We start from the raw sequence: 13499 nt of genomic DNA on the forward strand, positions 1-13499 counted from the left end.
GGGTGGGGCGCCGGCGCGGTGCTCACCGGCCGGCCCGGCCGAGCCCGCGGCGCTCCTGGGGCCGCCCCGGTGGGCATCGTCGGCGCCACCATCGCAGACCGCCGGAACCATCCGGCGGGTGGATGGTGCCCTACCCGGCGCCTGGCCGGCGTTATGACAGCGCCCGCGCCGGCCGTCCCCGCCAGGGGAGGGGCCCGAAGGCCCGGTTTCTGGGGCCCGATAAGTGAACATTATCGGGCCCTGGCCCGTTCCCCGGCCGGGTCCGGGCCCGCGACACACCCGGCATCGATATGCCCGGTTTCATGCCCTATTCAGCGTCTGTGAAATACTGACGGCGTGGCCACCCCGCCGCGGATCACCGCCGCCGAACGCGACGCCGCGATCGCCCGGATCGCCCGCCGGCACGCCCGCATCGACGATGTCCGCAGCTCAGAGCTGGGCACCGAGCCCCGCGACGTGATCGCCTACGCGCTCAACCGCGGCCCGGCCGGGGTGCCGCGCTGGGTGGCCGCCGCCGACCACGCCGACGCCCTGGTGCTGATGACGTGGTGCTGGTGGGAGGACCGCCGCCGCGAGCGCCGGCTGCTGCGCCAGGGCCGCCAGCTGGGGCTGTCGCTGGCCGAGCTCGGCGCCCCGCTCGGGATCACCACCCGCCAGGGCGTGCAGGACCGCCTGGACCGCCTCGACGCGCTCCTCGAGTACGACCGCCCGGACGAACAACTCACCCGCACCGCCCGCCGCGAGGCCCGCAACCGCGACGCCCGCCAGGGGTGGATCGACCACCACCGCGACACCGTGCGCGCGGTGCTCGCCGGGCTGCTGGCGCAGGCCCACCGCCTCCTCGACACCGACCTCCCCGACACCGACCTCCCCGCCGCCCCCGACGGTCACCATTCGCGCGCCGCCACCGATGGTCAGCTGCCGGGCGCCGGACCGGGGGCGGGGGACTGGCTCGACGAGCTGGCCGCCGACTACGCCAGCGACGCGCTCAGCCCGGCCACCCTGGCCGTGGCCGGACTGGTCGCCGCCGAACTCCGCACGCACCCGGCGGTCCTGGCGCTGGATCCGCGGCACCGGCTGCACACCGCGCTGCGCGAGGTGGAGGCGCTGCGCGCCCGGTACGCCGGGGCGGTGTGACGACCACGGCGGCTGGTCTCCCGGATCACGCACGAGCCTCGCGAGGCCGGCGTAAGTGCGGCGTGCCGCCAGGATCGAGGCCTTTGCAGAACCCAAGAGCCGGGCGTACAGTTTCTTGTACGTAGGAGGTGGACATGAAGATGCTGACGTACTCGGAGTCCCGCGCGCACTACGCCGAGACCCTCAACTCCGTGATCGATGACCGCGAGGAAGTGGTGATCACCCGGGCAGGCCACGACCCGGTTGTCATGGTCGCGCTCGATGACTACGAATCACTCAAGGAGACTGCCTACCTGCTGCGCAGCCCCGAGAATGCCCGGCGACTGCTAGGCGCGATCGACCGCCTCGAGCACGGTGCAGGCGCTCCCCGTGAGCTCCTCGATCCCGCCGGCGAGTGAAGTTCGTCTGGGACGAGAACGCCTGGGCCGACTACCTGTGGTGGCAGACCCAGGACCGTAAGGTCCTCAAGCGAATCAACACGCTGCTCCAGGACGTCGCGCGCAACGGCAACGAAGGCATCGGCAAGCCCGAACCCCTCAAGTATGGTTTCCAGGGCTACTGGTCGCGGCGCATCACCGACGAGCATCGACTCATCTACAAGATTGTCGACGACGAGATCCGGGTCGCTGCGTGCCGCTACCACTACGGGGACTGACGCACTACGCCGCATCGCATCCAGGCCAACGGACAACGTGTCCACCTCGAACGCTACGGCGTCGCGGGCGCGGATCCGGTGCTGTGGGCGGCAGTCGGTCACGACAGCAGTGCCATTCCCGAGGCGGGCAACGAAGTCCGGCGCATGGCGATGCGCAGGCAGCCCGTCGCGGAAGTGAAGCCAGGACGGCTGCGACGAGTACCCGATCCCTGCGGGTCGCAGTCCAGCTGAACGATCCCGTAAAGGCCGTGGTCTCTGTCCCGAGATCGTCGGCCGAGAATCAGCGGTACCGCTGCAGGATCTGGACGATGGCCGTGCGGACACGTGCGCCTCCGCTGCGCTGATCGGGCCGGCGCAGACCCGCGGCCGCGGTACTCGTAGTAGCCCGACTCCGACACCGCCAGCACCCGGGTCGCGACCTTGACCGGCAGTCCTTCGTCGGCCATCACGGCGATCGCCGCGAACCGCCTTCTGGGGCACCACCTTCCCGAGCAGCTCACTGGCCCGGCGGTGGATCGCCAGCTCGGTCTCCGACTCGGCGATCCGCCGCTTCGCCGCGGTCAGCTCCGCCTTCTCCACACTGCCAGGCCCGGCTCCAAGCCCTTGTCGATGCGGTCCTGCCGCGCCCACGTGTAGATCGACTGCGCGCTGATCCCGAGATCCCGCACCACCTCGACCACCGGCCTACCGGCCGCCACCAGGCCCAGCACCTTGCGCCGGAACTCCGGCGGATACCCACGCCTGCCCACCACAGCCTCCTCGAGGGAACGGGCGGCCAAGATCCCAGCTACCCGACTCCGGAGAACGCGGGACACACCACCCAGGCTGGTTCCATCGACCTGCCGAGGTCAAAGCGGACCTTCGGGTGGACGGCGGGTGAGGACAAGGCCGCGAGCTGCCGGTCACGGAACGGCAGCTCGCGACCCCCGGGCTCAGCCGTTCGGCGAACCGATCTTGCCCATCAGCCGCAGCACGTAGTCCGGGGCCAGCGGCAGCTTCCGGACCCGCGCCCCGAACGGAGCGAGGGCGTCGGCCACGGCGTTGGCGACCGCCGCCGGGGCGGCGATCTGCCCGCCCTCGCCCATGCCCTTGATGCCGCCGATGCTGAACGGTGAGGGCGACTCCAGGCTGAGCACCTCGATCGGCGGAACGTCGGTCGAGGTGGGGATCAGATAGTCCATGTAGGTCGTGGTCAGCGGCTGCCCGTCGTCGCCGTAGACGAACTGCTCGAACAGCGCGCCGCCGATGCCCTGGACGATGGCTCCCTGTACCTGCGCCTCGACGATCATCGGATTGATCACGGTGCCGCAGTCCTCGATCGCGACGATTCGGTCGAGGGTGACGACGCCGGTGTCCGCGTCCACCTCGGCGAGCACCACGACGCAGCCGTTGGCGTAGGTCGCGGGCGGGTCGTAGAACCGGGTCGAGGTGAGCATCGGCTCGTCGGAGCGAACCTCGGAGTCCCAGTAGGCCGCGTAGGCCACCTCGGCGAGGGTCTTCGACACCGACGGGGTGCCGGCCACCGAGATCGTCCCGTCCTCGATGACGAGGTCGTCGGGGTTGGCCTCGAGCATGTTGGCGGCGACCTTGAGGATCTGCTCGCGGACGTCCGCCGAGGCCCGGGCGACGGTCGCCCCGCCGATCACCGCGCTGCGGCTCGCATACGTGCCGAGGCCGTACGGCGAGGTCAGGGTGTCGCCGAAGACCACCTTGACGTCGGCCATGTCGACCCCGAGACCGTCGGCCGCGATCTGGGCGTAGGAGGTCTCGTGGCCCTGGCCGTGGCAGGAGGTGCTGACCGCCACCGTCACCGTGCCGCTCGGGTCGACGGTCACCGTGGAGTTGTCGTGGGACGGCAGCGGGGTCCCGGCCTGGGCGGAGGAGTCGCTGCCCCACGCGGTCTGCTCCACATAGGAACTGATCCCGAGACCGAGGTAGCGGCCCTGCTCGCGCAGCCGCTCCTGCATCGTGCGGAACGCGTCGTAGTCCACCGTCTTCATGGCCAGCTCGAGCGACTCGAGATAGCTGCCGCTGTCGTAGAGCTGGCCGGTGACCGAGCGGTAGGGCAGCTCGTCGGAGCGCAGCATGTTGCGGCGCCGGATCTCCACGGGATCGATGCCCAGCTCGCGCGCGATCTCGTCGATCATGATCTCGCGCACCGTGTTCGCGGCGGTCCAGCCCACCCCGCGGTAGGCCGCGACGGGGCTCTTGTTGGTCAGCGACGCCGCGACCTCCTCGTCGAAGGCCTCGATCCGGTAGGGGCCGGGGAAGGACTTCGCGGCCAGCGCGGGCTCGATCAGGGCGCTCTCGGTGTTGAACGAGTAACCGCCGCCGTCGCCGATGAACTCGCCGCGGACACCGAGCAGCTTGCCCTCGTTGGAGACGGCCACCTCGAGGTTGATGAACTCCTCCTTGGCCTGCGTCGCGGCCAGCAGGTGCTCGTGGCGGTCCTCGATCCACTTCACCGGCCGGCCGAGCTGCAGCGCGATGAACGGGATCGCGATCTCCTCGGGCGAGGTGCACATCTTCTGCCCGAAGCCGCCGCCGACCTCGGGGGCGATCACCCGCACCCGGTGCTCGGGCAGGCCCAGCTGGCCGGCGATGACCGAGCGCAGGAAGTGCGGCATCTGGGTCGAGGACCACACCGTCAGCTGCTGCTCGGAGCGCTCGTAGTTGGCCAGCACCCCCCGGGTCTCCATCGGGGCGGCGCCGTAGCGGTTGTGGTGGAACCTGGTGGTGAACACCCGATCGGCCGCGGCGAAGGCCTTCTCGGTGTCGCCGTGCTTCTCGGTCTGCCGGTAGATCTCGTTGGTGCCCAGGTCGTCGAACAGCAACGCGGCGCCCGGGGCGTTCGCGGCCTCGACGCTGGGCACCGGCGGCAGCACCTCGTACTCGACCGCGGCGCTGAGCTGCTCGGCGGCGTCCTCCGCGGCGTAGCGGTCCCCGGCCACGACGACCGCGACGGCGTCGCCGACGAACCGGACCTTGTCGATCGCGATGACGTTCTGCGGCGTCCGCAGGAGGTTGTCCAGCGCCACGTGGTCGATCAACGGCGGGACGTCGCGCAGGTCCTGGCCGGTGAACACCCACACCGACTTGCCCAGACCGGGCAGCACGGAGGTGTCGACGGACAGGATGCGGGCGTGCGGGTGCGGAGAGCGGACGTAGACCGCGTGCAGCATCCGCGGCAGCTCCAGGTCGGCCACGTAGCGCGCGGTCCCGGTGAGGTAGCGGGGATCCTCGACGCGCTTGGTCGGCTTACCGATCCACTTGTCCTTGCGGATCGCGAGGTGGCTCTCGATGATCGTCTCAGACATGGCACTGGCCCTTCACCTGCGACGGGGCGACGGTGGACTGGGGATCAGGAAGCCTGCGCACTCGACCTCGCCGCCTTCCCCGCGGCCGCCGCGGCCGCGGTGGACTTGACGATGTTCTGATAACCGGTGCACCGGCAGAGGTTGCCGTTGAGCCCGACGCGGATCTCGTCCTCGGTCGGATCGGGGTTCTCGGCGAGCAGCGCATGCACCGACATCAACATGCCCGCGGTGCAGAACCCGCACTGCAGGCCGTGGTTGTCGGTGAACGCCTGCTGGACGTGGTCGAGCTTGCCGTCCTCGGCGAGGCCCTCCACCGTCGCGATCTCGGCGCCCTCGGCCTGCACCGCGAAGATCAGGCAGGAGCGGACGGCGCTGCCGTCGAGCAGGACGGTGCAGGCGCCACAGACACCGTGTTCGCAACCGAGCTTGGTACCGGTCAGCCCCACGTTCTCGCGCAGCACGTCGGCGAGCGTGCGCCGGCCTTCGATCAGCACCTCGTGCGCCTCGCCGTTGACCGTCAGGGTGACCACTTGCTTCGGGTTCGTCGCCATCGAATGTCTCCTTCGGGTGGACGCGGCTCAGGCGCGGGCGGACGCGCGCTCGAGTGAGGTGCGGATGCCTCGGGCGGTCAGCACGCCCGCCACGTGTCGGCGGTAGTCCCCGCTGGCGTGGATGTCGTCGCCGGGGCGCAGCGCGGCGGACGCCTCGCGGGCCGCCTGGGCCAGCAGATCTGCGTCCACGTCGCCCGCGGCGACGCCGACCAGCAACTGCTCGACGGCGGGCAGGCGCACGGGCGTCGCCGCGCCGCCGAAGATGGTGAGCCGGGCGTCGGAGATGCGGCCGTCGGCGAGCGTCAGCAACGCCACCACGCCGATGATCGCGAAGTCGCCGTGCCGGCGGGTGACTTCCTCGAAGTGCCAGCCGGAGGACCCGTTCGGGGTGTTGAAGGTGACCGCGGTGGCGATCTCGTTGGGCTCCAGCGCGGTGGTGAGGTAGGAGTCGAAGAAGTCCTCGGCGGCGATGCTCCGGGTGCCGGCCGCGCTCTGCGCGGTGACCTCGCCGCCCAGGGTGAGGAACACCGCCGGCATCTCCGCGGCCGGGTCGGCGTGGCAGATGCTGCCCACGACGGTGCCCCGGTTGCGGATCTGGGGATGCCCGACGTGGGCGAGGGCCGCGGTGAGAAGGGGCGCCGCCGCCGTGACGTCCGCGGAGCGCTCGACGGCGTGCTGGCGGGCGGTGGCCCCGAGGGTCAGCGTGCCCCGCCCGACGTCGATGCCGTTCAGCCCCGGGATCGGGTTGAGGTCCACCAGGTGGGCCGGGCTGGCCAGGCGCAGGTTCATCATCGGGACCAGGCTCTGGCCGCCGGAGATGACCTTCGAACCGTCGGGGTCGGCGTCGAGCAGCCCGAGGGCCTCCTCGACACTGCGGCAGGCGTGATGGGTGAACGGGGGTGGTTTCATCGGTGGTGGACTCCCTGGGAGAGAGCGCTGCAGGCGGAAAGGGCCCGGGAAGCCGCTTGTCATGCCGAGACCGTGCTCACCGGGTCGGGCGCGTCGATCTCTGCGAGCGTATTTCTCGATCAGGAACGCATCTTCGGGAGATCAGCCGAATAACAGGCCCAAGTTGTCGGATCTGCACAGCGAATTTCCAATGTCAACAGTGAGCTGCATCGCGGTTTCGCGGACCCGCTCGGTGGGTGTCCCGGCCGGGCACGGGCCGGCCTCGGCGGTGCGCCGCCCGGCGCCACCGGCCCGGCGACAGCAGCACGAGCCGGCCACGGGCCGGCGCGTCCCCGGTCCGGGCAGGACTGTAGGACTGCGCGCACGGGCGCACCTCCCCCGGCGGCGCAGCCAGGAGGGCGCCGTGCGCGGACGGCGCCGCGGCGGGGCTTCGTTCCCGTCGTCCCGGGGCGGCGGCCGCAGCCGTGCGGCCGCCACCCGGGTCAAGCGGGGCGGGTCCGGCGGCGGGCCCGGGGTCGCACCGGAGCCCACCGCGGGGTCACGGCCGGTCGGCCGGGCCGTGCTCGGGTTGCCGCGCGGCGCGCAGCACCGCCGCGATGATCTTCTGGTAGCCGGTGCAGCGACACAGGTTGCCGGCCAGGGCGTGCCGGACGTCGTCCTCGTCGCAGTCCGGGTTGCGGTCGAGCAGCGCTTTGGCCGACATCACGATCCCGGGGGTGCAGAAGCCGCACTGCACCCCGCCGGCGGCCAGCAGCTCGCGCTGGATCGGATGCAGCCCGTCGGCCGGCGCCACCCCCTCGACCGTGGTGACCGCCCGGCCGTCGGTCTGCAGGGCGAGGTAGGAGCAGGCGTTCACCGGCTCCCCGTCGAGCAGCACCATGCAGGCCCCGCACTCCGAGTCGTCGCAGCCCTCCTTGGGCCCGGTGAGCCCGATCTCCTCGCGCAGCACCGACAGCAGCGAACGGTGCGGCTCGACGTCGGCCGACGCCCGCAGGCCGTTGACCGTGACGTTCAGGGGGTACCTCATTGCACACTCCCGGTCGCGGTGGGCGGATGGTCGGGGCCCGGGACGGACGAGCCGGCGGCGGCGCGACGGGCGGCAAGGGTGAGCGCCCTGGCGACCACGACCGCCGTCATCGCCCGCCGGTAGTCCGCGCTGGCCCGGACATCGCTGATGGGGCGCACGGCCGCGACGGCGGCCCGGCCCGCGGCGGCCAGGGCCTCGGCGTCGAGCCGGCGTCCCAGCAGGCCGGCCTCCGCCGCCGGCACCCGCAGGCACACGGGCGCGGCGGCGGTGAGCGCGAGCCGGGCGGCCACGATCTCGCCCCGGGAGTCGAACCGAAGCGCCGCCGCCGCCCCGACGATCGCGATCTCCATGGCCCGCCGGTGCTCCAGCCGGATGTAGGCACTCCCCGTCCCCGGCACCGGCGCGGGGATCCGCACCGAGCTGAGCAGCTCGTCGGGGGCGGCCGTCGTCCGGCCGGGCCCGGCGAGCAGCTCCGCCACCGTGAGCGCGCGGGTACCGCCCGTGCGACGCAGCTCGACCGTGGCGTCCAGCACCAGCAGCGGCGAGCCGAGGTCCATCGCGGGCGAGGCGTTCATCAGATTCCCGCCGATGGTGCCGGTGCTGCGGGTGGCGGGGGAGCCGATCATGGCTGCGGCGTCGGCCAGCGCCGACCACCGGGACCGGACGAGCCCGGAACGCTCCACCCAGGTGTGCGTGGTCAGCGCCCCGAGGATGATCCCGGCCTCGGTCTCCCGGACGCGCGCCAGTTCCGGCACCCGATGGAGGGCGACCAGCACCTCGGGCAGCGGATGCTTCCCGCCGCGCGCGGCCACCACGAGATCGGTCCCGCCGGCGACGACCCGGGCACCGGGTGTCGTGCGGAGCAGCTCCGCCGCCTCCGCCGCGTTCCCGGGCGCGAAGTAGCGGCTCATGCCTCACCCCCGGCGGTCACGGCCCCGGCGGAGGGCCGGTGCAGCGCCGTCCACACCCGCTCGGCGTTCATCGGCAACGCTCGGACCCGGGTCCCGGTGGCGGCGGCGATGGCGTTGCCGATCGCCGCCGGCGTGCCCACCACCGGCGGCTCGCCGACGGCCTTCGCCCCGTGCGGGCCGCCCTGGTCCACCGCATCGTCCAGGAAGTCCACCGTGACCGTCGGTGCGTCCGGGGCGGTGACCAGCTTGTAGCCCAGCAGCCCGGGGTTGAGCTGGTGGCCACCGTCGTACTGGCTGCCCTCCAGCAGCGCCATCCCCACGGACTGGATGACCCCGCCCTCGACCTGGCCCTGCGCGCCGAGCGGATTCAGCACCCGGCCGAACTCGTGCACGGCGACCACCTCGGGCACCGACACCACCCCGGTCTCGCGGTCGACACGCACCCGCGCGATGTGGCAGAAGAAGGACGGGGCGGCGAACGCCGAGTAGCCGAGCCGCCCCCCGCAGCCGGTCAGGTCGTGCTCGGGCAGCGGGGGCGGGGTGCCCGAGCCGCTGCCGATCAGCTGCGCTCCCGCCGCGATCTCGGCCAGCGGGATCGATCGGGTCGGTGCGCCCTTGACCCGCACCGAACCGTCGACCAGTTCCAGGTCGCGCTGGTGGATCTCCAGCCGTTCGGCGGCCAGCGCGAGCAGCTTCTCGCGGACCTCGCGGGCGGCCTCCATCACGGCGCGGCCGTTGTTGAACGTCGTCTGGCTGCCCGCGCTGCCGATGTCGAACGGCCCGGCATCGGTGTCCTGGTAGAGGATGGAGAACGCCTCGGGGCGCATGCCGAGCTCCTCGGCGGCCAGCAGCGCCAGCCCCATCACCGAGCCGCTGCCGTTCTCCTGGGCCCCGGTGATGATCGTGCCGGTGCCGTCGGGGTTGAGCTTGAGGTAGGCGCCGGAGGGCACCGACAGGCTGAACCACCACCCGACGGCCACGCCGAGCGCCTCGCCCTCGGCGAGGTCGGTGCCCGGCCAGCCGGCCAGCTCCGCGGCGCGGTCCAGGCACCGCTGCGCGCTCGAACTGACGAACCGCTGCCCGGTCTGTCCGGTGTCGCCGGCGCGGACCAGGTTGCGGCGGCGGAACTCCAGCGGGTCGAGGCCCACCAGCCGGGCCAGTTCGTCGGTGTGCTGCTCGACCGCCCAGCAGGTCTGCGGACCGCCGGGTGCGCGGACGCTGCCGGCCGGGGTGCGGTTGGTGTAGACGGTGTGGACCTCGGCGTAGAGGTTCGGGACCCGGTACGGGCCGGCCACCATCATCAGCCCGATCTCGGTGGCGAACAGCGCATCGCCGCAGTAGGCGCCGGAGTCGAGCAGCAGCCGGGCCCGGCGTGCGGTGATGGTGCCGTCCCGTTTCACCCCGGTGGTCAACTCGATCCGGGCCGCGTGCCGCACCTTGTCGGTCGCCAGGAACTCCTCGCGCCGGCTGAACACCAGGCGCACCGGTCGCCGGGTCGCCCGGGCGAGCAGGGCCACGTGCGCCTCGAAGTGGAAGTCGCACTTCCCGCCGAAACCGCCGCCCAGGTGCGGGACGACGATCCGGACGTTGCTCTGCGGGATCTGCAGGGTTTCCGCGACCCCGGCACGGGCCGGGAACGGCACCTGGCTGGTGGTCCAGATCGTGACCTTCTCGCCCTGCCATTGGGCGACGACGGCGTGCGGCTCGATCGGCACCGCGTGGGCCATGTCGCTGCAATAGGTTTCGGTCAACTGCAGCTCCGCCTCGGCGAAACCGGCGTCGACATCGCCCTTCACCGAGGTCATGTGGCCGCAGTCGTTCGGCGCCCGCAGCACGCCGTCCTGGGTCCGGTAGTCGAGCCAGTCCGGGTGCAGCACGGGCGCGGCCGGGCTGAGGGCGGCGTCGACGTCGAGCACGGCGGGCAGATCCTCGTACTCCACCCGGACCGCCGCCGCGGCCGCGGCCGCGCGCTCCGGGGTGTCGGCCGCCACGGCCGCGACGATCTCGGCCTCGAACCGGACCACCTCGTGCGCGAACAGGGTGCGGTCCTTGACGAACATCCCGTACCGCACCAGCGGCGCGTCGGCCTGGGTGAGGACGGCGTGCACGCCCGGCATCCGGGCGGCCTCCGTGGTGTCGATCGCGACGATCCGGGCGTGTGCGCGCCCGGCGTAGACGAACTTGGCGTGCAGCAGGCCGGTGAAGGCCAGATCGGCGGTGTAGCGGGCCTCGCCGGTGACCTTCTCCGGCCCGTCCCGGCGGACGAACCGCTGGCCCAGCACCGATGTCGTCCCCGTCATGACCGGGTCCTCCGTCCTGTTCGGTGGATGCTCGACAGAGCCGCGGCTGCCCGTGCCGGGGCGGTCACGGGTGGGCCCGTGGCCCGGACCTTGATCCGGACCGCGGGATCGCGCAGGTAGGCCAGCGGAACCTCCTCGATGCCGGAGACCTGCACCCGGTCGGGGTCGGCACCGGCCTGGATCGCGCGGCTGAAGGCGTCGGTGGTGAGCTTGTCGATCGCGGCCCGGAGCAGGTCGGGGCGTCCGGCGCAGATCCGCTCGGCGTATCCGCTGACCGGTGCGATCGCGGCGCCGAGCGCGTTGGCCACGTCGAAGTGCGGCGGGCGGATGACCTCGGCGACGCCGGCGAGCCGGTCGGGCGCGATGCCGCCCGCGCCGCCGACCACCACCAGCGGCAGGTCGTCGGCGCCGAGGCCGACGCGGTCGACGGCCTCGGCGAGCAGCCGGTCGGCCTCGGTCAGCATCCGGCTCAGCCGCTTGCCCCAGTTCCCGGGCACCGGATGGGAACCGAACGTGGTGCGCCCGGCGGTCACCGCCGCATCGGTGAGGGTGGGGGTGGAGCCGCCGCAGCACAGCGCGTCGTGCATGGGGCCGCCGCCGATCGGCACCTCGACCACGTCGGGCAACCGGAAGTTGGTCACCACCCCGCTCATCGTGTAGGGGGTGAGCGATTCGCACGGGAACCCGTTGACGAGCCGGCCCACGACGGTGCTGGAGCCGCCGATGTCGGCGACGATCGCGTCGGTGACCCCGCTGCTGTGGGCGCCGCCGCGCATGCTGTTGGCCGGGCCGCTGCCGATGGCGAGCACCGGGAACCGGGTCGCGTAGGCCAGCGCCATCTGGGTGCCGTCGTTCTGGCCGAGGTAGCACTCGGCGTCCAGGTCGTGACGGCGTATCGCCGCGTGCAGCGCCGCCGCGGTGCCGGTGGCGTCGCCGGAGAGCGCGGCGTTGAGGACGGTCGCGTTCTCTCGTTCCAGCAGGCCCATCGACCCGATCTCGTGGCTCATCGAGATCGGGATCTCGCCCAGCTCGTGGCGCAGGATCGCGGCGGCGCGCCGCTCGTCGGCCGGGTCGACCGGGGAGAAGACCGCGGTGATGGCGATCGCCTCGGCGTCCGGGGCCACTGCGGTGGCGAAGGCGGCGATGGCGGCCTCGTCGAGCGGGGCGATCCGTTCGCCGTTGAACTCGCAGCCGCCCTCGACGATGCGGCTGCCGGCGGCCACCGCGGCCCGCAGCGCCTCGGGCCAGGTGACCAGCGGCGGGACGGCGAAGGTGAGCGGGCCGCCGATGCGCAGCACCGCGACCCGGCGCAGCCCGGCCCCGGTGCGGATCACGTCGGTGGTCCGCGCCGCGCCCAGCGTCACGCAGCCGATGAGCGCGGGATCGACCGTCGGCTCCTCGAGCAGCCCGGCGATCGCGGTCTCGACCGAGACGTCGAGATCATCGGAGGTCGGGACCTTGGTCCGGGCGATCAGCGTGCCGGCGGGGTCGACCACCACGGCGTCGGTGTTGGTGTGGCCCACGTCGATGCCCAGCCGCAGGCTCTCAGCGGCCGGCATCGGTGGCCTCGATGCCGTGCCGGGCGTCGGCGGCGGGGTCGACGTAGTCCAGCTCGTAGCCGAAGGCGTGGGGCCCGACCACCCGCAGGCCCTGCTCGGAACGCCACACCTCGGGTGCGGGTAGGGCGACGACTCCCACCCGCTGGCCGTACTGCAACCGTTCGGTGCCCACCGGACGGCCGTCGACCAGCCCCAGCACCGCGATGACGTCGGGGACCGTGGCGACCACCTCGCCGTCCTCGAGGGCGGCCAGCACCTCGTTCTGCAGTTCGAGTCGCAGCCGGCGGCGCCGGCCCCCGCCCGACCCGTCGACGACGGCGTGCCCACGGGTGAACCCGGCACCGCTGTGCCGCTGGATCTCGGTGATCCGGCCCTCGATCAGCACCCGCCCGCCGGTCTCGCCGGCGAGCGCGGCGGGCCAGGCGCTGCTGCGCTCGCGCATCGCCGCGCCCAGCCGCGCCGCCGTGGACACCGAGCCGGTGATGGTCGCGGTGGCGGCGACCCGGCCCGCCATCACGTAGAGGGCACCGGCGCAGACACCCCCGAACGAGGCGGCGCAACCGCGGGCCAGCCGCTCGGCGGCCAGATTGTCGGCCGCCTCCACCACGATCACGTTGCCCCGGCCGTCGGTGAGCACCACGGGGCTGGCCGGGACCCCGGCGACGTGCATGGCCTGTTGCTGCATCTCCGGGAATGCCCGGCCCATCCCGTCGGCATCGAGCAACGGGGTGCCGAGCCGGGCCGCCCAGAGCACCGGGAGCAGCCCGTTGGCGCCGGCGATCTCGTAGCACATCAACACGTCGACCGGGGTGCCGCGCAGCCCGGCGACCGAGCCGGCCAGCTGGGCGCCCTCGGCGCCGCTCCAGATCCGCTCCTGGGCGACGGTGGGCGAACCGATGAGACCACAGGGCATCACCAGCGCGTCCGGATCGAGGTCGGCGGCCTCGACGACCGTGACCGGGCCGTGGGCGGCGATCGTGTGCCGGGCCGCCACCAGCCCGATGGCGGGGTCGCCCCCACCGCCGGCGCTGAGGATCGCGCAGCCGAGGGCGTAGGCCTCGATGTTGTCCGCATCCAGCTGCACGGCGGGAACGTAACACCGGATTTTCCCCCGGACCTGTACATCGTGCACA

General features: G+C 72.8%; 12 protein-coding genes. 3 read left to right on the forward strand and 9 right to left on the reverse strand.

What is annotated here, in order from left to right; all coding sequences use genetic code 11:
• Positions 1-336: 336 nt before the first annotated feature.
• From HF519_RS19955 to HF519_RS19965, 3 genes are all read left to right on the forward strand, one after another.
• Positions 337-1137, forward strand: a complete 801-nt coding sequence (locus HF519_RS19955) for a hypothetical protein (protein WP_169414499.1) — start codon at positions 337-339, stop codon at positions 1135-1137.
• A 134-nt stretch (positions 1138-1271) separates the two neighbouring features.
• A complete protein-coding gene (locus HF519_RS19960; RefSeq protein ID WP_169414517.1) occupies positions 1272-1535 on the forward strand; it encodes a type II toxin-antitoxin system Phd/YefM family antitoxin in 264 nt (87 codons plus the stop codon).
• The gene (locus HF519_RS19965) at positions 1532-1792 is read left to right on the forward strand and encodes a Txe/YoeB family addiction module toxin (protein ID WP_169414500.1); all 261 of its coding nucleotides are present in this window, start codon (positions 1532-1534) and stop codon (positions 1790-1792) included. The genes HF519_RS19960 and HF519_RS19965 overlap by 4 nt, the downstream gene beginning before the upstream one ends.
• A gap of 560 nt (positions 1793-2352) precedes the next feature.
• On the opposite strand, the gene HF519_RS19970 is transcribed toward HF519_RS19965, so the two are convergent.
• From HF519_RS19970 to HF519_RS20010, 9 genes are all read right to left on the reverse strand, one after another.
• The gene (locus HF519_RS19970) at positions 2353-2541 is read right to left on the reverse strand and encodes a transposase (RefSeq protein WP_169414501.1); all 189 of its coding nucleotides are present in this window, start codon (positions 2539-2541) and stop codon (positions 2353-2355) included.
• A 183-nt stretch (positions 2542-2724) separates the two neighbouring features.
• Complete coding sequence (locus tag HF519_RS19975) at positions 2725-5109, reverse strand: xanthine dehydrogenase family protein molybdopterin-binding subunit (RefSeq protein ID WP_169414502.1); 2385 nt, start codon at positions 5107-5109, stop codon at positions 2725-2727.
• Between the two features lie 44 nt (positions 5110-5153).
• A complete protein-coding gene (locus tag HF519_RS19980) occupies positions 5154-5660 on the reverse strand; it encodes a (2Fe-2S)-binding protein (protein ID WP_169414503.1) in 507 nt (168 codons plus the stop codon).
• Between the two features lie 27 nt (positions 5661-5687).
• Positions 5688-6569, reverse strand: coding sequence for an FAD binding domain-containing protein (locus HF519_RS19985; protein ID WP_169414504.1), 882 nt, complete (start codon positions 6567-6569; stop codon positions 5688-5690).
• A 538-nt stretch (positions 6570-7107) separates the two neighbouring features.
• On the reverse strand, positions 7108-7596 hold the full coding sequence (locus HF519_RS19990) for a (2Fe-2S)-binding protein (RefSeq protein ID WP_169414505.1): 489 nt from the start codon (positions 7594-7596) through the stop codon (positions 7108-7110).
• Complete coding sequence (locus HF519_RS19995) at positions 7593-8507, reverse strand: FAD binding domain-containing protein (protein WP_169414506.1); 915 nt, start codon at positions 8505-8507, stop codon at positions 7593-7595. Before HF519_RS19995 ends, HF519_RS19990 begins: the two co-directional genes overlap by 4 nt.
• Complete coding sequence (locus HF519_RS20000; protein ID WP_169414507.1) at positions 8504-10807, reverse strand: xanthine dehydrogenase family protein molybdopterin-binding subunit; 2304 nt, start codon at positions 10805-10807, stop codon at positions 8504-8506. The genes HF519_RS19995 and HF519_RS20000 overlap by 4 nt, the downstream gene beginning before the upstream one ends.
• On the reverse strand, positions 10804-12366 hold the full coding sequence (locus HF519_RS20005; RefSeq protein ID WP_169414508.1) for a hydantoinase/oxoprolinase N-terminal domain-containing protein: 1563 nt from the start codon (positions 12364-12366) through the stop codon (positions 10804-10806). The genes HF519_RS20000 and HF519_RS20005 overlap by 4 nt, the downstream gene beginning before the upstream one ends.
• The gene (locus HF519_RS20010; protein WP_169414509.1) at positions 12353-13450 is read right to left on the reverse strand and encodes an S-methyl thiohydantoin desulfurase family protein; all 1098 of its coding nucleotides are present in this window, start codon (positions 13448-13450) and stop codon (positions 12353-12355) included. Before HF519_RS20010 ends, HF519_RS20005 begins: the two co-directional genes overlap by 14 nt.
• Positions 13451-13499 lie beyond the last annotated feature (49 nt).

Source organism: Pseudonocardia bannensis, assembly GCF_012911875.1.
GTDB classification, from domain to species: domain Bacteria; phylum Actinomycetota; class Actinomycetes; order Mycobacteriales; family Pseudonocardiaceae; genus Pseudonocardia; species Pseudonocardia bannensis.